Raw genomic sequence first — 16628 nt, 5'->3', positions numbered from 1 at the left:
GTGACCGGCTCGGCGGTGCAATGGCTGCGCGACCAGTTGGGCATCATCAGCGGAGCTGCGCAGAGCGAGGCATTAGCGCGCCAAGTCGACGACAACGGTGGGGTGTACTTCGTGCCGGCGTTTTCGGGGTTATTTGCACCGTATTGGCGCTCCGATGCCCGCGGGGCGATCGTGGGGCTGTCGCGTTACAACACCAACGCGCATTTGGCCCGCGCGACGTTGGAGTCGATCTGCTATCAGAGCCGCGACGTCGTCGACGCGATGCAAGCCGATTCGGGTGTGCGCCTTGAAGTGCTGAAGGTCGACGGCGGGATCACCGCCAACGACCTGTGCATGCAAATCCAAGCCGACGTACTGGGCGTCGACGTGGTGCGGCCGGTGATCGCGGAGACCACCGCGTTGGGCGCGGCGTACGCCGCGGGCCTGGCAGTCGGCTATTGGGCCGACCCCAACGACCTGCGGGCTAATTGGCAGGAGGGCAAGCGGTGGACGCCAAGCTGGAGCGACGACGAGCGCACGGGCGGATATGCGGGTTGGCGCAAAGCCGTCCAGCGCACCCTGGATTGGGTCGACGTGTCCTGACACGCCTAAGGCGGGGACTCCGCGTGGAGTCCCCGCCCTCGGTGAGCTATCAGTCGTCTTGGCCGAGGATCGTGTAGATCTCGCGACGAGCGTTGTTGACGATCTCGATGATGCGTTGCTGCTGCTCAGCACTGGCGGCGTGAGCGGATTGCGCGACGGCGCCAAACAGTTGGCCGACGGCCGCCCGCAGGTTCAGATGGGCCGGGTCGACACCGTCGGCGATCTCGTCCCACGGCGGCGTCTCGACCTTCTCCGCGGCAGCCTTGCCGGCATCGGTCAACTCGAAGAGCTTTTTACTGCCTTCGGATTCCGTGGCGGTAATCAGTGCCTCGTCAACCAGCAGCTGCAGGGTCGGGTAGACCGAGCCCGGGCTGGGGCGCCACAGGTCCTGGCTGCGCTCGGCGATCTCCTGGATCATCTCGTAGCCGTGCATCGGCCGCTCGGTCAGCAGCACCAGGATGGCGGCGCGCACGTCGCCACGGCGGCCGCGCGGACCATGTCCGCCACGCCGTCTACCGCGCGGGCCGGGGCCGAAGCCGCCGGGGCCGAAGCCGCCGGGGCCAAAACCCCGGCCGAAGCCGGGCCCGAAACCCCGGCCGAAGCCGGGACCAAAGCCCGGGCCGAAACCCGGACCGAACGGCCCGTCGTGGCCGGCATCCTGACCGCGGACGTAGTCGCGGAACTCGCGACGGGCCTGCCTGCGCTGCTCGTGCAATGCACGCCGGGCATGGGGGTGGAAGCCGAAGCCCTGTGCTCCGGGGCCCCCGGGGAATTGCCCCTCTACATGGGGGAATGGGTTGTTCATATGTGTTCTCGTTTCTGGAACGGTAGCGCCCGATGCGCTACCGATACAATCACGATATATCGAATACTATCGTGATGCAACGTTTGATTTTGGCGCGCCAGGTTTGCAGCGGGTTTGTGGCCCGCGTCAGCGGGGTAGGACACCAGTGATGAACGAGGAAAACCGCGATGTGACGATCGACGCGGGTAGTGATCACAAAGCCCCCGACAAGCAGCCCGCCTCGACCGCCAACACCGATCGCAGCAAGCGTCTGCGGTTATGGATGAACTGGGCACTGGCGCTGTTAACGGTGCTGGGCGCAGGGGTTGTCATGGTGTATTTCTTCGGCGCCGTGATGAGCACCGCCGCCTGCAGCGACAAGCAATGCCCGCACCCTGAGCCCAATTGGATCAGCCCTAACGTGCTGCTCTACGGACCCCCGGTGGTGGCGGCGCTGACCGTCATCGCTTCGTTTTTCACCGCGCAGCGACGGTGGGGCGTGGTGGTCCCGGTCGTGGCGTTGGCACTGCTGGCCGCCGACATCGGCATCCTTGCCGTCGCGGTCGCGCAGTAGCTAGCGGGGCGGGGAAAAGCCGCCTGTGGATGGCGGGGGCCAGGCTGGCGACGCGGGCGGCGGGCCGGGTATCGGCCCGGTCGGGGAGGGTCGCAACCGCGCGAGTTCCCGACGGTGGCGTTCGGCCAGCACGGCGGCAAGGGCGAGTTGCGGCGGGGTCCCGGGCGGCGGCGGAGGGGCGACCCGACTCAGAACTTCGCCGGCGATCCGGTAGGCCATCTGATCGCGTAGGGCCGGATCGAGTTGCGGTGCACGGGACAGGAATTGGCGTGCAACGTTGGCTTGCTCAGCGCCCAGCCCGGACAGCTGCAGCGACGACGCCCACCAGGCCAGCTCCGGCGGCATCAACGGCGGTGGCCCCAGTTTCGGCCCGCGTTCACTGATCACCACCGTACCCGCGAAGACGTCGCCGATCCGTTTGGCTTTCGGCGAGAGCATGCTGCAGATCACCGCGGGGCTCCCCAACAGCATCCAGATCTCAACGACCGACGCCAGTGCGCGAAAAAGCGCTTGGCGGAACCGTTCCGGGCCGCCGTCTTCCGATACGACCCGTAGTCCCATCACCATCTTGCCGATCGAGCGACCCCGCGTTGCGGTTTCGAAGGCGAGGGGATAGCCGACGAACACCAGCACGGTGAAGATGATCATGATCGCCGCGGTCACGGCCTTGTCGAACTGGGTCAGCGTCGCCGCCCACAACATCAGTGCCACCAGGTAGCCGATGCCGACGACGGCGATGTCGATCAGTGCGCTGACCGCCCGCACCGGAAGTTGCGCGATTGGCACATCGAGCACCACCGCGTCTCCGGTCACCACCTCGGGCATACTGCCGACGCTACCCGGCTAACTTCCGGCGGCGACCCGCTGCACGCGGCCGCGCCGAGTTTGCGATCGCCGCTAGGCTCGCAGTGGTGGACGTCGATGCGTTCGTGCTCGCTCACCGCGACACCTGGGATCGCCTTGAACGATTGGTGAAAAGGCGCCGGCAGTTGACGGGCGCCGAGATCGACGAACTTGTCGAGCTCTATCAGCGGGTGTCCACGCACTTGTCGATGCTGCGCTCGGGTTCGTCAGATTCAGCCCTGGTCGGCAGCCTTTCGAGTCTGGTGGCGCGTGCCCGTGCCGCGGTCACCGGTGCCCACGCCCCGCTGTCTGGCGAATTCACCCGGTTCTGGACGGTGTCATTTCCGGTGGTCGCCTACCGTGCCTGGCGGTGGTGGCTGGCGACGGCAGTAGTGTTCTTCGCGGTCGTGGCGGTGATCGCGGTGTGGGTGATCGGCAGTCCGGAAGTCCAATCCACGATCGGAACACCAAGCGAGATCGACGAATTGGTCAACCACGACTTCGCCTCGTACTACAGTCAGCACTCCGCCGCCGCGTTCGGGCTGCACGTCTGGGTCAACAATTCCTGGGTGGCCGCTAAGTGCATTGCATTCTCCGTGCTGCTGGGTCTGCCGATCCCGTTTGTGTTGTTTTCAAACGCCGCCAACCTCGGAGTCGTGGCCGGTCTGATGTTTCAGGCCGGGAGGGGCGACGTCATGGCGGGATTGCTGATTCCGCATGGCCTGCTGGAGTTGACCGCGGTCTTCCTGGCGGCCGCCGCTGGAATGCGGCTGGGGTGGTCGGTGATCGCGGCCGGTCATCGCCCGCGTGGACAGGTGCTCGCCGAGCAGGGCCGTGCCGTGGTCGCGGTCGCCGTGGGATTGGTTGTGGTGCTGCTCGTCTCGGGTGCAATCGAGGCGTTGGTCACCCCGTCGCCGCTACCCACCTTCCTGCGGATCGGCATCGGAATCCTCGCCGAAGCAGGGTTTTTGGGTTACATCGTCTATTTCGGTCGACGGGCGGTTCGCGCTGGCGAAACCGGCGATATCGCCGATGCACCGGATGTGGTGCCAACCGGCTGAATTAGAGCCGGCCGGTGGCCTTCATCGCCAGGTAACGGTCGGCCAGTGCCGGCGCGAGTTCGGTGGGCGGCGCGTCGATCACATCGACCCCGCCGCGCCGAAGCCGCGAGGCGATGGCTTGCCGGTCGTTTCGGGAATGCTCGGCCGCCGCGGCGTCATACACCGCTGCCGCATCGGCGCGCCCGACGGCCAGTTGCTCGACGCGCGGGTCGGCAACCGCGGCGATGATCACCCGGTGCTTGGCCGAGAGTTGCGGCAGTACCGGCAGCAGGCCCTCGTCGAGAGCGCTCGCGTTAAGGTCGGTCAGCAGCACGACCAGCGCTCGGCGCCGTGTTCGCCGGACAATGGCGGAAACCATTGCAGTGGAATCAGATTCGACCAGCCCCGGCTGCAGCGGCGCCATCGTATCGACCAGACGTGCCAGCAGGTCGGTTCGTGACGCGCCGAACACACCGCCCCGGGTCACCCGGTCGTGCGCCAGGAAGTCGACATGGTCACCGGCTCGCGAGGCCAGCGCCGCCAGCAGCAGAGCGGCATCCATCGACCAATCGAGCCGGGGCCAACCACTGGGATCGCTGGCCGTCGGATCGACACCAACACGGCCGGCAGCCGTGCGTCCGGTGTCGAGAACGATGACGACCCGCCGGTCACGTTCGGGACGCCAGGTCCGCACCACGACGTCGGCCCGACGTGCGGTTGCCCGCCAGTCGATTGATCGGACATCGTCACCAACGACGTACTCTCGCAGCGAGTCGAACTCGGTGCCCTGCCCCCGGATCAAGGTCGGCAGCAGCCCGTCGATCTCGCGGAGTTTGGCCAGGCGCGACGGCAGATGCTTGCGCGACAAGAACATCGGCAGCACCCGGACCTGGCCGGGCACCGGACGCGAGCGCTGCCGCCCCGCCATCCCGAGTGGGCCGATAGACCGTGCGGTCACCACCGCCGCGCGCTGATCACCGCGGCGGACGGGGCGTAGGCGGTTGTCCACGCGCTGCACCTGACCGGCGGCGATGTCGACGGCGTGGGCAGCCGGTTCGGCGCGCGCGCTCGGCGCCCAGGCGTCGCGAACCTGCCCGCGGAACCGGCGTCGGCCCGCGTTGTGGATCAGCAGACCGGTATGCACCGTTTCGCCGAGTCGCACCGAGCCGTTGGGCATGCGGGTGTACTGCAAGCGCGTGGGGCTGGCCGCCAAACCGACATCGGCGATCACCCCGATGACCACCGCCGCCAGCAGCACAACGAAAGATGTTGCCGGCCATGGTGATAGCGCAATGGGCAGAACGCAGATGAGTGCAACCAGCCCGGTGCGCCCGGTCAGGATCACTAGCGCGGCACCGGGACCGAGGCCAGAATGCCGTCGAGCACGCCGTCGGGCGTGGCACCCTCCAGCTCCGCCTCCGGCCGAAGCATCACCCGGTGCCGCAGTGTCGGCCGGGCCATGGCCTTTACGTCGTCGGGCGTGACGTAGTTGCGTCCGGACAGCCACGCCCACGACCGCGCGGTGGCCAGCAATGCGGTGGCGCCGCGCGGTGAGACACCCAGTTGCAGCGCCGGCGAGTGGCGGGTCGCGCCGACGAGGTCGACGACGTAGCCCAGCAACTCGTCGGCGACAAGTACCCGGTGCACCGCGTCGCGGCCCGCTGCCAGCTCGGTCGGCCCGGCCACGGGTCGGATCGCCGACAAGTCGCGGGGATCAAAGCCGTGTGCGTGGCGACCGAGGATGGCAATTTCGGCATCGCGTGGCGGTATCGGCACATTCAGTTTCAGCAAAAACCGGTCCAACTGCGCCTCCGGCAACTGGTAAGTGCCTTCGTATTCGATCGGGTTTTGCGTCGCGGCGACGATAAACGGGTCGGGCAGCGCTCTCGGCTCGCCGTCCACGCTGACCTGACGCTCTTCCATCGCCTCCAGCAGGGCTGCTTGGGTCTTCGGTGGCGTGCGGTTGATTTCGTCGGCCAGCATGAGATTGGTGAAAACGGGGCCGCTTCGAAAGACGAACGCGGCGGTGCGGGCGTCGTAGACCAGCGATCCGGTGACGTCGCCGGGCATCAGGTCCGGCGTGAACTGAACCCGCTTGAATTCCAGTTGGAGTGCGGCGGCCAGCGATCGCACTAGCAGCGTCTTCGCCACGCCTGGAACACCTTCGAGCAAGACGTGACCGCGGCATAACAGCGCGATCACCAACCCGCTGATCACCGCGTCCTGCCCGACGACGGCTTTGCCGATCTCGCTGCGCAACGCCAGTAACGCATGACGCGCCGAGTCCGCCACCGGCGGTTGGGCGGAGGTGTGGCGCGGTTGAGTCATGCTTGTGCGACCTGCCTTTCGATGTCGTCGAGTGCGCGGGCGAGCTGGATCAAATCGGCATCGGAAGCCGGCGGCGGACCGAACAAGATGTGCCGCGCCGACTCTTCAGGAGTTCTGCTGCGTTGCGCAACGGCGAGCACCACCGCCGACGCCGATGTGTCGGCACCCAGCCCGAGCCGGGACAGCAGTCGCTGCAGTGTGGCGGCGCGTAGTGCAAGTGCGGCGCGATCGCGGGCGCGCCGTGACCGGTATAGCCGACCGCGACCCTCGACCGTCTCCGACGCACGTACGACAACGGGGAGTTCCTCGGCGACCAGCGGACCGATTCGACGGCCTTTCCACAGTGCGATCAGCAGCACTACCAGCCACAGCTGCAGGACCACCCAGATGACGTTGTCGGGGATCAGACCGAAAATGGTTGTCGAACCCGACGATTCGCCTTCGACCCGCTGCGGTGCGTACCAGACCAGCCGGGGTTGCTGGCCGGCGAGGTTCAACGCCAGCGCGGCGTTACCGGCGTTCAGCAGGCCCTTGTTGGTCATGAAGTCGGCACTGCCGACCACTGTCACAGTCCGGTCGCCGTCTCGGTAGCGGACCAGTGCTCCGCCATAGCAGCTGGTAACCGCCCGGCCACCGACAGCGCTATAGGCATTGGATGGCCCGAAATCCACCGATCCTGCCCGGTCCGCTTCGCGCAGCCCGCAATCCGGCTTGGTGTCGGGCTCGGTGTCGCCGCCGTGGCGGATGCCGGGGGCCAGGGCGGCACGGGCTCGCGAGGTCGGCTCCACCAGTAGGCGATCGCTCCGAATAGCGGCCAGCCGGTGAAGCAGCGAATCGCTGGCGACGCGCTGTGTCTGGGCGAAAAGCAGCAGTGTTCCTGGGCGCGCGGCGTTTTCGGCCTCGGCGACGCTGGTGGCAACCACAACGGTGACACCGCGGTCTCGCAACAGCGTGACCAACGCGTGGGCGCCGCCGGGTCCGGTCGAGGCCGGGTCCATCCGCCCGCCTGGACGCGGTGCGGTCAGGTAAGTGCCGATCGCGGCGACGACGCAGATGGCGGCCAACGCGAGTAGCACCCAGCGCCATGACCGCCGTCGGCGCACCGGGATAACCTCGTCGGTGACGGTCACCGAACCGGCGCCCATAAGTCAACGGTGGCGGGCTGATCCGGCCCGGGTCGGCCGACGGCGGACCGCAATCGCAGGTGGTCATCGAGGTCGACGATCATCTGATAGCCGGCCGGTGTACCCGGTCGTTCGCCGTAGGTGACGTCGTTGAAGGCGGTTGCCGCTTGGGATAATTCGGATGCCAGGTGAGGCAGATGTGCGCCGGCATCGTGGGCCAGCTCGTTGGCGGTGCGGCCGGGTGCTGGGTCCACTATTCGGGTCTCCTCGAGGCCGCGGGCCACGGCACGCAGCCTATGTCGAATGGCTGTGGTCCAATTACCTTCGGCCGCAAGGTGTTCCGCAATAGCTCGATGCTGGTCGGCGCTGAGCTGACCGGTATCGAATAGCTGGTAGTCGGCACCGTGACGAGTACGGATGGTACGCCGGGCGATGCGGATGGCGATCACTATCGCCACAATCAGCAAGGTGATCAGCACGCTGATGGTGAACCATCCGCCCGGCACGGACGAGCCTTTTTCGAGAAGGCGGAAGAGCAACTCATGGATCCATTCCTGCAGCCGTTGGGTCAGCGAGCCCTTGGGGTAGATCGGTTTGTCGAGTTCACGCTGGGCGGCCTGGTGTGCGGTATCGCGGTCGACGTCGATGGCGGGCATACTCGCTCGTCCTTATACCGGCCGCGTCAGCCAGAGATAGTCGGTGGAGGTCGCCGGCTGCATGCGCGCGGGACCACCGGCGGCGCCGGTCTGCAAGACCAGATCGAATGCCTCGGAACGGATCCGCCGGTCGGTGTAGAGCAAGACATCGACGCCGGCACTGAATGGAGCGGTGATGATCCGGCCGATCGCCGATCCGACCGCCCCCACGATCGCGCCGATCAGCAACGGACCGCCGGGTCCGACCAGCAAGTGACCGACGAAGTTGAACGGGGCCGCGACGGCACCGGCGACCAAAGCCACCACCACCCAGGTCAAGGTCCGAATGCCCAGCACTCGCCAAAAACTGTTGCGGACCAACGTAATTGATCGCATGATCGCATCGAACACCGGCAGCCGCTCCAGTACTATCAGCACCGGCGCGAACGACAGGACCGTGTAGAAGTAGACCACCGCCGCCACCGACATCAGCACCAGGGGCAAACCGACGAGAACACCCGCGCCTGAGTTGCCGGCGGCACCGACCGCCGCGATGATCAGCCCCACCAGGCCGCTCAGCATTATCAGCCCAACTGACTCCACGGCGACCAGCCCGATCAATGCTGGCAGCCGCCCACGAATCCTGGCCCATGTTTCGCCGGCACCGATTGTTGAGCCGAACACCGCCCGGCCCACGACGACCGTGAGCATTCCGCTGAGCAAGATGTCGGCCAGCCAGCCGACCAGGCCGGCGAGCCCTGTCGAGAGCAGCCAGGCGGTGACGTCACCGCCGCTGAGTTCGTCGGCCGGGGCCGTTCTGAGGCGACTCGCCGCAGCCAGGGGTCCGGCGGCGGCGATCAACGTGATGATCTGCATGCTGACCACGATGATCGCGGTCAGCCCCAAGACGACCTTGACGTTGGTCCGAATGTAGGCGGCTGCGCCATTGAAGATGTCACTGAGGCTCAACGGCCGCAGCGGGATTATCCCCGGCGTGAGTGTTCCAAAACCGCGCGGCGGCGGACTGCCATAGCCGGACGACCAGGCATAACCGGGAGCGGGTGGATAGCTCGGTGGCGGACCCGGGTAGCCAGGCGGCGGGTAGCCCCACGGCGGAGAGGAGCCGCCACCTGGTGGCGGATAGCTGGGGGGCGGGCCGTAGCCGGGCGGAGGGCCCCATGACGGATGGCCCGGCGGTGGGTATGCGAGGGGACGGTAACCGAGCGGGGGGTATTCCGGGTAGTCCGGGTAGTCCGGGTAATCGGGCGGCGGAGCACTCACCTGGTAGAGCCGCCGACGTTGGTCATGAGCGCCGCCCCTGCGCATCGCTTCGCGCTGCATCGTCGTCGGCGCGGGTCATGGCTCCATACTGTCGAGCACCGGATCATTTCTCAACGTCCCGCGATGCGCGCGGTGTCACTGCCCGACAGTGGTGCGGCTAGTAGCGTCTCTGACTATGGCGGAACTCAAGTCCCGGCTGCGGGCAGATCTGACCGATGCGATGAAGGCGCAGGACAAGTTGCGTACCGCGACGTTGCGCATGTTGCTGGCCGCGATTCAGACGGAGGAGGTCTCCGGCAAAGAGGCGCGCGAACTCTCCGACGACGAGGTGCTCAAGGTGCTGGCCAAGGAGTCCAGGAAGCGCAACGAGGCCGCGGAGATCTACACCCAGAACGGTCGCGGCGAGCTCGCGGCCAACGAACACGCCGAGGCCCGGGTCATTGACGACTATCTGCCGACCCCGCTCAGCGAAGCCGAGCTGGCTGAGGTCGTCGACACCGCCATGGCGCAGGTCGCTGAGCAGTTGGGCGAGCGGCCGGGCATGAAGCAGATGGGCCTAGTGATGAAGGCCGCCACCGCGCTGGCGGCGGGCAAGGCCGACGGGGCGCGTCTGTCCGCTGCCGTCAAGGACCGCCTTTAACCTAAGAGTCGTTTGCTCCGGCAATGCAGGGGTACCCAATGTGGCATGACACGGTTTGGCTATACCCTGATGACGGAACAGAACGGCCCGAAAGATCTTGTCCACTATGCGGTCTCGGCTGAACACCTAGGTTTCGACTTCGAGGTCTGCAGTGACCACTTTTCGCCGTGGCTGGCATCGCAAGGTCATGCGCCCAACGCCTGGGCGTTGCTCGGAGCGGTAGCACAAGCAACCGACCGGGTAGACCTCTAGACCTATGTGACCTGCCCGACCATGCGCTACCACCCGGTGATCGTCGCGCAGCAGGCGGCGACCGTGCAGATCCTCGCTGACGGCCGGTTCACGCTGGGACTCGGCAGCGGCGAGAACCTCAACGAGCATGTGGTCGGCAAAGGCTGGCCGGCCATTACGCAACGGCAGGACATGCTGCGGGAAGCTATCCAGATCATCCGCGCGCTGTTCGGCGGTGGCCTGGTCGACTGGCGTGGCGACTACTACCAGGTGGACTCGGCGCGGTTGTGGGACTTGCCGGACGTTCCGGTCGGCCTTGCGGTAGCGATGGGCGGGTCGAAGGCCATCGAGAAATTCACCACCCTGGCCGACCACTTGGTCGCGGTCCAACCCGACGCAGCACTCGTCCGTGCCTGGCATTCGGCGCTGCAGGGTACCGGCATCGCCGGCGGAGGCCGGGTAATCGGGCAGATACCGATCTGCTGGGACCGCGATCGCGACGCCGCGATCGAACGCGCCCACGACCAGTTTCGCTGGTTCGGCGGTGGTTGGAAAGTGAATGCCGACCTGCCGACGCCCGCCGGTTTCGCTGGGGCGACGCAGTTCGTCCGCCCGGAAGATGTCGCGGAGAGCATTCCTTGCGGTCCGGACCTGGACGCGATCGTCGACATGGTGCGTCCGTACTGGGAGGCAGGCTTCACCGACGTCGCGCTGCTGCAAATCGGCGGTGACACGCAAGATGTCTTCCTCAAGGAGGCCGCTGAGCCATTGCTGTCCGCCCTGCGAACGGCAGCCACTGCGGGGATTAACAAGACATAGAGGAGAATCTGGATGTCAAACTCATTGCAGGACAAGAAAATAGCAATCCTGGCTGCCGATGGTGTGGAGAAGGTCGAACTTGAGCGGCCACGCGCTGCGCTGACCGGGGAAGGCGCACAAGTTCAGCTGCTCTCGCTGAAAACCGGTGAGATTCAAGCCCGCAACCACGATCTGGAACCGGCCGGATCATTCGTCGTCGATCGGGCGGTTTCGGATGCGTCGGTCGACGAGTTCGATGCACTGATTCTGCCTGGGGGCACGGTGAATCCAGACAAGCTGCGCCTGGATGAATCGGCGGTCGCATTCGTGGGCGCGTTCCTCAACTCGGGCAAGCCGGTCGCTGCCATCTGTCACGGACCCTGGACGCTGGTGGAAGCCGGCGTGGTAGCGGGCCGAAAGCTCACTTCGTATCCGAGTATTCGCACCGATATACGCAACGCCGGCGGCAAAATCGTCGACGAGGAGGTTGTCGTCGACGGGAATTTGGTGACCAGCCGATCACCGTCCGACCTGCCGGCGTTCTGCGCTGCAATTGTCGACCAACTCGCCCACGCGCCGGCGCGTACCTAGCTACTTTGCTGTCGAATCCGGTTTCGAGGCCGTGGATTGTGGGCATGAGTTAGCTCAAGCCGTAACCGTCGCGGCGATCATGACCTCGGAGGGCCGATGTGACCATTGCTTACCCCGCACCATTTGATTCGTTTGACTTCGACGGTGTTTACCCGCCGCAACATGATTCGCAACTTCTGATCGATACGCTGGAAAAGACCGAGCTGGCTCGGGGGCGGCGGATATTGGACCTCTGTACGGGCAGTGGTGTCGTCGCAATCGCCGCGGCGGAATTTGGTGCAGCCAGCGTGACTGCTCTCGATATCTGCCCACAGGCGGTGCGGTGCTCGCGGGGCAATGCCGTCCACGCGGGTGTCGACGTCGATGTGCGCGAGGGATCGTATTCTGGCGCTCTGGATTTCGCCCCGTTTGATGTCATCGTGTCCAATCCGCCCTATGTGCCCACCCCACCGGACGGCGACACAGAGGTGATCCCGATGACGGCCGGGCCGGTTTGGGCCTGGAACGCCGGCGTCGACGGGCGGTCGGTGCTGGATCCGTTCTGCGGGTCGGCATCTAGCTTGCTGTCCGACGGCGGCTCCTTGCTGTTGGTGCAATCGACGTTGTCCGATGTTGAAAAGTCGGTCAGTGCGTTACGGGCAACTGGCTTGGATGCCGAAGTCATTGCTTCCCAATTGGTTCCGTTCGGGCCAGTACTGTCGGCACGTGCCGGTTGGCTAGAAGTCACCGGCCGGATTCAAAAGGGCTGCCGGACAGAAGAACTGGTGGTGATTCGGGCGGACAAGCCATGACCGAGCGCGTGCGTGTCCAGGTGATTCCAAACGGCCCGGTGTTGGTGTCCGGACCGGTGCGCATCGAGACGCCAGGCGGCGACGTTGTGGAGTCCGACCGATTCATGGTGGCTATCTGCACCTGTCGACGCAGCAAGAACTATCCGCTGTGTGACACCAGCCATCGACGTTGCCGCCCTGCGCGGATTCGGTCAGACCAGCGGTAGTCGTAGCGACGTCTTCTCGGCCTTCCATGACGCCATGATCGCGTCGGCCAGGCGATCTTCGACAGCGGCGTGCGCGCGGATACCGAACACCACATCGCGATCCAGCTGCGGTTCTCGGGCGACGAGATCGCCCACCACGTCGACGCGTACCACTTGCTCGTGCACCGCGTCGGCCTCGACGTGCTCGCTGTAGAAGGCAACACATTCCTGCGGCGCAGCCAAGCGTTGCAGCGCTTCGACCAACCGGCGCGATCCCGGCGGCGAAGTGATCTCCGTCGCTGCGAAATGCCCAATAGCGGCTCCGCGTAACTGCCTGTGCAAGCCGAACAGCGACATCAAGTTCACCACCGTCAGCGATTCGGCGGGGACCATGTCGAGGTAAGCGAGGTAGCCTGAATCCAGGCCCGCGGCGGTCAACAAGTCGGCGAACAGCTGCTGGTGGAGGTGCGGGCCGCGCCCGGCTCCGTATTCGTCGAATTCGATTGCGACGAACGACGCCTTGGCCTGCCCGGAGAGCCGTGGAATAGCCCAGGCGTGCGGATCGCCCTCTTTGAGGTGGTACAACGATCGGTGCACGAAGTATTCGCGCATCTGCTCCCACGTTCCGCTGTCGCGCAGCCAATACGAAGGGCCGGTTCCGCCGGCGGATTCGACTGAGAGGGAATCCATTTCGGCCTCAGCGGTCTGGTCGGGTTCGATGCCGCCAACGTCGCGGTGCACTCCGGCCAGAAAAACCCGCTCCAATTGACCGCGCAGATGCAGTAGGCCCGGATTCCATTCCCAGGTGGGGTCGACGCCGGCGAATCCCCGGTAGTGCAGTTCGTAGCACATGTAGAGGGCCAGCTGTAGGTCGAGGCCGTAGGGATCGGAGTCGCGCACCGAGGCGCCGATACGCGTCAGCTGATCGCGCGGCGCCGGCTCGGTGAGACTGCGCCGCACAGCCATCGACAGCGGCCCGTTTGCAGCGGGCAATCGGGGTTCCACCATCGCTCGTGTGTGGGTCACGCAGCGGTTTACCCGTGAATCCACACCTGTCAAACGCGCGCCGGCAGCCTAGCCCTCGTCGCTGTTCTGCCAGTCGCAGCCGGTCAGCTCGACGGACAATTCCCACAACTGAGCTGCCATCACGGCGTCCCGAGCCTTCTTGCGCAGCTTGGTCGCCTTCGGCTTGCCCCACTGGCTGAAGCGGGGCGCGAGATAGCTGCCGCTGGGCAGGTCCGTGGTCACCGCCTGAATGGTGGACCGCGCCCCCGTCGCGGCGCTGTGCGCGGGAAACCGGCGATAGGTGTGTTCCCGTATCCACGGCAGCACACCGGTGGTGTCCCGGCTGATGTCCGTGTCCGTCGCGCCCGGATCGGTCATGTACGTCCGCACTCCGCGGCGTGCCAACTCGCAGCTGAACAGCATGACGGCCAGCTTGGATTCCCCGTAGGCTGCCCACTTCGAGTACTTGCGGTTGTGCCAGTTCAAGTCGTCGATGTGCAGGCGGCTCAGCGCGTAGGCCGAGCTGGACACCGAGATCACCCGGTCCTTGATCCTGTCGCCGAGCAGACACGTCAACGCGAAATGGCCGAGGTAGTTGGTGCCCATCTGCGCCTCGAACCCGTCCGCTGTGCGCGTCAGCGGCAGACCCAGGACGCCGGCATTGTTGATCAGCACGTCGATGCCGTCCACCGAATCGGCGAACTTGCGCACGCTAGCTAAATCGGCGAGATCGAGGTGGGCTATCTCGACGTCGCCGGCCATGGCGGCGGCGGCTTGCTCGGCTTTCGGAATGGTGCGACAGGCGATCATGACGCTGTGACCAGTGGCGGCGAGTGCCGCGGCGGTCGCCTTGCCGACGCCGCTATTGCCGCCCGTGACAATGACTCTCACCCGGCGATCATCCAGTGTTTTTGACAGTTACGCAGTGGATCAGGAGGAAGCGGCGGATGTTGGCCGATCTCTGAGCTGCCCGAGCTCGTGCATTTCGAAATTGAAGAGCGACACGTCCGAAATCAAGGCGCCCACCACCAACCCTTCGCGCGCGACGAAGCACAGTACAAAGTTTCCGGTAACCGCGACAACTGTGCAATTCGTCGACTAAAAGTATGACGACCTCGCATACCAAAAGTATGACGACCTCGCACACCACCAGCAGGCGGCTGACCGCAGGGTTGACGGCCTTGAAAATTACTGTAACCGTTTTATGTTTTCCGGGACTCCAACACCGCTGTCGGTGTAATTTTCGGAAATTCCCAACCTGTTGGGCGTGATTGCAATAGCTATGAGGGGGCCATTATGTTGGAACAACGTCGTCTTTTGTTGGCAGTGGGTGCGGCTGCCGGTGGCCTTGTGGCCGCCGCATTGTTGCAGACACCCTTGGCCCACGCCGACCCGTGCAATCTCGGCGAATGCACTCTAGTGTCGGGCGGTAGCCCAACCGATGTCCTCTATCAGGGATTCCGGCCGTATTTCGAGGAGTGGACGGACAACCAGCCGACCAACGTTGACGTGGCTGGCTCCTCTTTTGCTGGTGATGTCTCCGGTAGCTACGACGTCTCGGAGTTGGATCTCTCAACCCAGCAGCTCGACGATGTGACTTACCACTTCGGCGACTTCACTCCGGCCGCGGACAATCCCAGCGGCATCGACTCCGACGGGCTAGCCGGGGCGACGGTGTATGACGTCGTGCTCGGCCCCGGTGCGAAAACCGTGGACGGCGCAACGACGTATGACTTGCAGAATCTCAGCGTGTTCCTCGGGGATGGTGACCACGTCACGATAACCACCGACCCCGGCGAGTTCACGAACTACCTGTACTCGACTCCGACTGACTCGGGGGACTGGATCGAATACGCGGGCTCGTCGACTCCCACTCTGATTTATGACACGTTGACCAACTCGCAGTTTCCCTCTGAGATTTTCAACATCGCCAACTATTTCCCCCCGGACGACTGGCTCCCGGACTTCTACAGCATGCTCCCGCCCGGCTTGACGTAGCCGGCCCGCTGCAAGCCGGCGCGTCGGTCGTCCGGCTTGATGTCGTTGCGGTGCGAGTGCGCCAGAATCTACCGACGGAGAACGGCTCAACGAGCGCAATATCGCACAGTCGGTGCCCGATGCCCGCGTCGACGTCGAGAACGACATCGTCGACGCGGGCGCCACCGGGCTGCCCGGGCTCAATGACAGTGTCCTAGTTCGACGCTGAGGCAGCCGCCGTGATGGGATCTACCCAGCGATCGAGCCTTTTCGCCCGGACTAAACTCCCGATTGATGTGGCCCCAACATTCTCCTGAGGGACGAATCATGAAGATCGTGGTGATCGGCGGCTCGGGCATCCTGGGCTCACAGGTGGTCCAAAAGCTGAAGCACGATGGCCAAGACGCGGTCGCGGCGTCGCCTCGCACCGGCGTCAACGCGCTTACCGGCGAACGCCTCGCCGATGTGCTGACCGGTGCCGATGTGGTTGTCGACGTGTCCAATTCGCCGTCATTCGACGACGATCCGGTGATGGAGTTCTTCACGAAGTCGACCACCAATTTGCTTGCAGCCGCGAAGTCCGCGGGCGTTGGACACTACGTCGCGGTGTCGATCGTCGGTTGCGACGAGCTGCCGAAGAGTGGCTACCTGCGAGCCAAGGTCGCCCAGGAGAAGCTCATCGAAGACGGGACGGTTCCGTATTCGATCGTGCGCGCCACCCAGTTTGCCGAGTTCGCCGACGCAATCACGGCGTCGCTGACGGTTGGTGACGAGGTGCGTGTACCGGACGCGCTGATCCAGCCTATCGCCGCAAAGGAGCTCGCAGACGAGGTCGCCCGGGTGGCAGAGGGCAGTCCACTGGGCGGCATCGAGAACATCGGAGGGCCGGAGAAGATCTCGTTCGAGCAGTTGGCCAGCGAGGCCCTGGTCCGGCAAGGCGAAGCCAAGACCGTAATCGTCGATCCCCACGCCGAGTACTTCGGGACGCCGCTGGCGACGAATAGCTTGGTCATCCCGTAGGCAGGTCACCAGACGTCGCCAGTAACGGCGACGTGTTTGGCTTTTCCGGTGCTACAACGCGGTCGGGGTGGCGGGATTCGAACCCACGGCCCCTTCGTCCCGAACGACGCCACCTGCACGTTTGGGAAGTTGGGCGCGTTTGCGGCGATCCATATCGCCAGGCCAGCCCGTTGGCTGCGTTGGCGGTTGTGGAGTCGTG

At 65.2% G+C, this 16628-nt stretch carries 19 protein-coding genes and 1 pseudogene; 10 read left to right on the top strand and 10 right to left on the bottom strand.

Going from position 1 to position 16628, the window contains the following annotated elements:
* On the top strand, positions 1 to 582 hold a 582-nt coding region (locus VKI00_RS25095), incomplete at its 5' end, for an FGGY-family carbohydrate kinase (protein ID WP_324443200.1).
* 49 nt (positions 583 to 631) lie between these two features.
* On the opposite strand, the gene VKI00_RS25090 is transcribed toward VKI00_RS25095, so the two are convergent.
* Entirely contained in the window at positions 632 to 1387 is a 756-nt protein-coding gene (locus tag VKI00_RS25090) for a PadR family transcriptional regulator (protein ID WP_324443199.1), read from the bottom strand.
* 148 nt (positions 1388 to 1535) lie between these two features.
* On the opposite strand from VKI00_RS25090, the gene VKI00_RS25085 reads away from it, so the two are divergent.
* Positions 1536 to 1940 (top strand): hypothetical protein, encoded by a 405-nt coding sequence (locus tag VKI00_RS25085; RefSeq protein WP_324443198.1) that lies wholly within the window; start codon positions 1536 to 1538, stop codon positions 1938 to 1940.
* Here VKI00_RS25085 and VKI00_RS25080 read toward each other — a convergent pair whose 3' ends face one another.
* Positions 1941 to 2765: an RDD family protein gene (locus VKI00_RS25080; RefSeq protein ID WP_324443197.1), complete on the bottom strand. Its 825-nt coding sequence runs from the start codon at positions 2763 to 2765 to the stop codon at positions 1941 to 1943.
* 86 nt (positions 2766 to 2851) lie between these two features.
* Between VKI00_RS25080 and VKI00_RS25075 the strand changes: the two genes are divergently transcribed.
* Positions 2852 to 3844 carry a stage II sporulation protein M gene (locus VKI00_RS25075; protein ID WP_324443196.1) on the top strand — a complete coding sequence of 331 codons (993 nt, stop codon included), beginning with the start codon at positions 2852 to 2854 and terminating at the stop codon, positions 3842 to 3844.
* Between the two features lies 1 nt (position 3845).
* Here the strand turns inward: VKI00_RS25075 and VKI00_RS25070 are convergent, their stop codons facing one another.
* Genes VKI00_RS25070 through VKI00_RS25050 form a run of 5 tightly spaced genes read right to left on the bottom strand, consistent with a single transcriptional unit; the run spans position 3846 to position 9191 of the window.
* Positions 3846 to 5168 carry a DUF58 domain-containing protein gene (locus VKI00_RS25070; protein ID WP_324443195.1) on the bottom strand — a complete coding sequence of 441 codons (1323 nt, stop codon included), beginning with the start codon at positions 5166 to 5168 and terminating at the stop codon, positions 3846 to 3848.
* Positions 5168 to 6151 (bottom strand): MoxR family ATPase, encoded by a 984-nt coding sequence (locus tag VKI00_RS25065; RefSeq protein ID WP_324443194.1) that lies wholly within the window; start codon positions 6149 to 6151, stop codon positions 5168 to 5170. The genes VKI00_RS25070 and VKI00_RS25065 overlap by 1 nt, the downstream gene beginning before the upstream one ends.
* Positions 6148 to 7296: a DUF4350 domain-containing protein gene (locus tag VKI00_RS25060; RefSeq protein ID WP_324443193.1), complete on the bottom strand. Its 1149-nt coding sequence runs from the start codon at positions 7294 to 7296 to the stop codon at positions 6148 to 6150. Before VKI00_RS25060 ends, VKI00_RS25065 begins: the two co-directional genes overlap by 4 nt.
* Positions 7278 to 7931: a DUF4129 domain-containing protein gene (locus VKI00_RS25055; RefSeq protein ID WP_324443192.1), complete on the bottom strand. Its 654-nt coding sequence runs from the start codon at positions 7929 to 7931 to the stop codon at positions 7278 to 7280. The genes VKI00_RS25060 and VKI00_RS25055 overlap by 19 nt, the downstream gene beginning before the upstream one ends.
* Before the next feature lie 12 nt (positions 7932 to 7943).
* Positions 7944 to 9191, bottom strand: a complete 1248-nt coding sequence (locus VKI00_RS25050) for a hypothetical protein (RefSeq protein WP_414687286.1) — start codon at positions 9189 to 9191, stop codon at positions 7944 to 7946.
* A gap of 175 nt (positions 9192 to 9366) precedes the next feature.
* Here VKI00_RS25050 and VKI00_RS25045 point away from each other — a divergent pair, with 175 nt between their 5' ends.
* From VKI00_RS25045 to VKI00_RS25025, 5 genes and pseudogenes are all read left to right on the top strand, one after another.
* Positions 9367 to 9831 (top strand): GatB/YqeY domain-containing protein, encoded by a 465-nt coding sequence (locus tag VKI00_RS25045; protein ID WP_324443190.1) that lies wholly within the window; start codon positions 9367 to 9369, stop codon positions 9829 to 9831.
* Positions 9832 to 9876: 45 nt separating this feature from the next.
* Positions 9877 to 10881 (top strand): annotated as a pseudogene (locus VKI00_RS25040) (LLM class F420-dependent oxidoreductase).
* 12 nt (positions 10882 to 10893) lie between these two features.
* On the top strand, positions 10894 to 11451 hold the full coding sequence (locus VKI00_RS25035) for a type 1 glutamine amidotransferase domain-containing protein (RefSeq protein WP_324443189.1): 558 nt from the start codon (positions 10894 to 10896) through the stop codon (positions 11449 to 11451).
* Between the two features lie 98 nt (positions 11452 to 11549).
* Complete coding sequence (locus VKI00_RS25030) at positions 11550 to 12242, top strand: HemK2/MTQ2 family protein methyltransferase (protein WP_414687285.1); 693 nt, start codon at positions 11550 to 11552, stop codon at positions 12240 to 12242.
* On the top strand, positions 12239 to 12448 hold the full coding sequence (locus VKI00_RS25025; RefSeq protein WP_324443188.1) for a CDGSH iron-sulfur domain-containing protein: 210 nt from the start codon (positions 12239 to 12241) through the stop codon (positions 12446 to 12448). The genes VKI00_RS25030 and VKI00_RS25025 overlap by 4 nt, the downstream gene beginning before the upstream one ends.
* On the opposite strand, the gene VKI00_RS25020 is transcribed toward VKI00_RS25025, so the two are convergent.
* Both VKI00_RS25020 and VKI00_RS25015 read right to left on the bottom strand, forming a co-directional pair.
* A complete protein-coding gene (locus tag VKI00_RS25020; RefSeq protein ID WP_324443187.1) occupies positions 12434 to 13435 on the bottom strand; it encodes an iron-containing redox enzyme family protein in 1002 nt (333 codons plus the stop codon). The two genes, VKI00_RS25025 and VKI00_RS25020, sit on opposite strands and share 15 nt — an antisense overlap.
* A gap of 66 nt (positions 13436 to 13501) precedes the next feature.
* Positions 13502 to 14323, bottom strand: coding sequence for an SDR family NAD(P)-dependent oxidoreductase (locus VKI00_RS25015; RefSeq protein ID WP_324443186.1), 822 nt, complete (start codon positions 14321 to 14323; stop codon positions 13502 to 13504).
* Between the two features lie 405 nt (positions 14324 to 14728).
* Between VKI00_RS25015 and VKI00_RS25010 the strand changes: the two genes are divergently transcribed.
* Both VKI00_RS25010 and VKI00_RS25005 read left to right on the top strand, forming a co-directional pair.
* Positions 14729 to 15430, top strand: a complete 702-nt coding sequence (locus tag VKI00_RS25010) for a hypothetical protein (protein WP_324443185.1) — start codon at positions 14729 to 14731, stop codon at positions 15428 to 15430.
* A gap of 306 nt (positions 15431 to 15736) precedes the next feature.
* Positions 15737 to 16429, top strand: coding sequence for an SDR family oxidoreductase (locus VKI00_RS25005; RefSeq protein ID WP_324443184.1), 693 nt, complete (start codon positions 15737 to 15739; stop codon positions 16427 to 16429).
* Positions 16430 to 16434: 5 nt separating this feature from the next.
* Here the strand turns inward: VKI00_RS25005 and VKI00_RS25000 are convergent.
* Positions 16435 to 16628, bottom strand: a 194-nt coding sequence (locus VKI00_RS25000; protein WP_324443183.1) for a hypothetical protein, incomplete at its 5' end; no start/stop codon positions are given.

It is taken from the genome of Mycobacterium sp., from assembly GCF_035314665.1.
GTDB lineage: Bacteria > Actinomycetota > Actinomycetes > Mycobacteriales > Mycobacteriaceae > Mycobacterium.
Note: the sequence above shows the minus strand (reverse complement) of the source record. Positions and strands in the feature narration are given on the sequence as shown.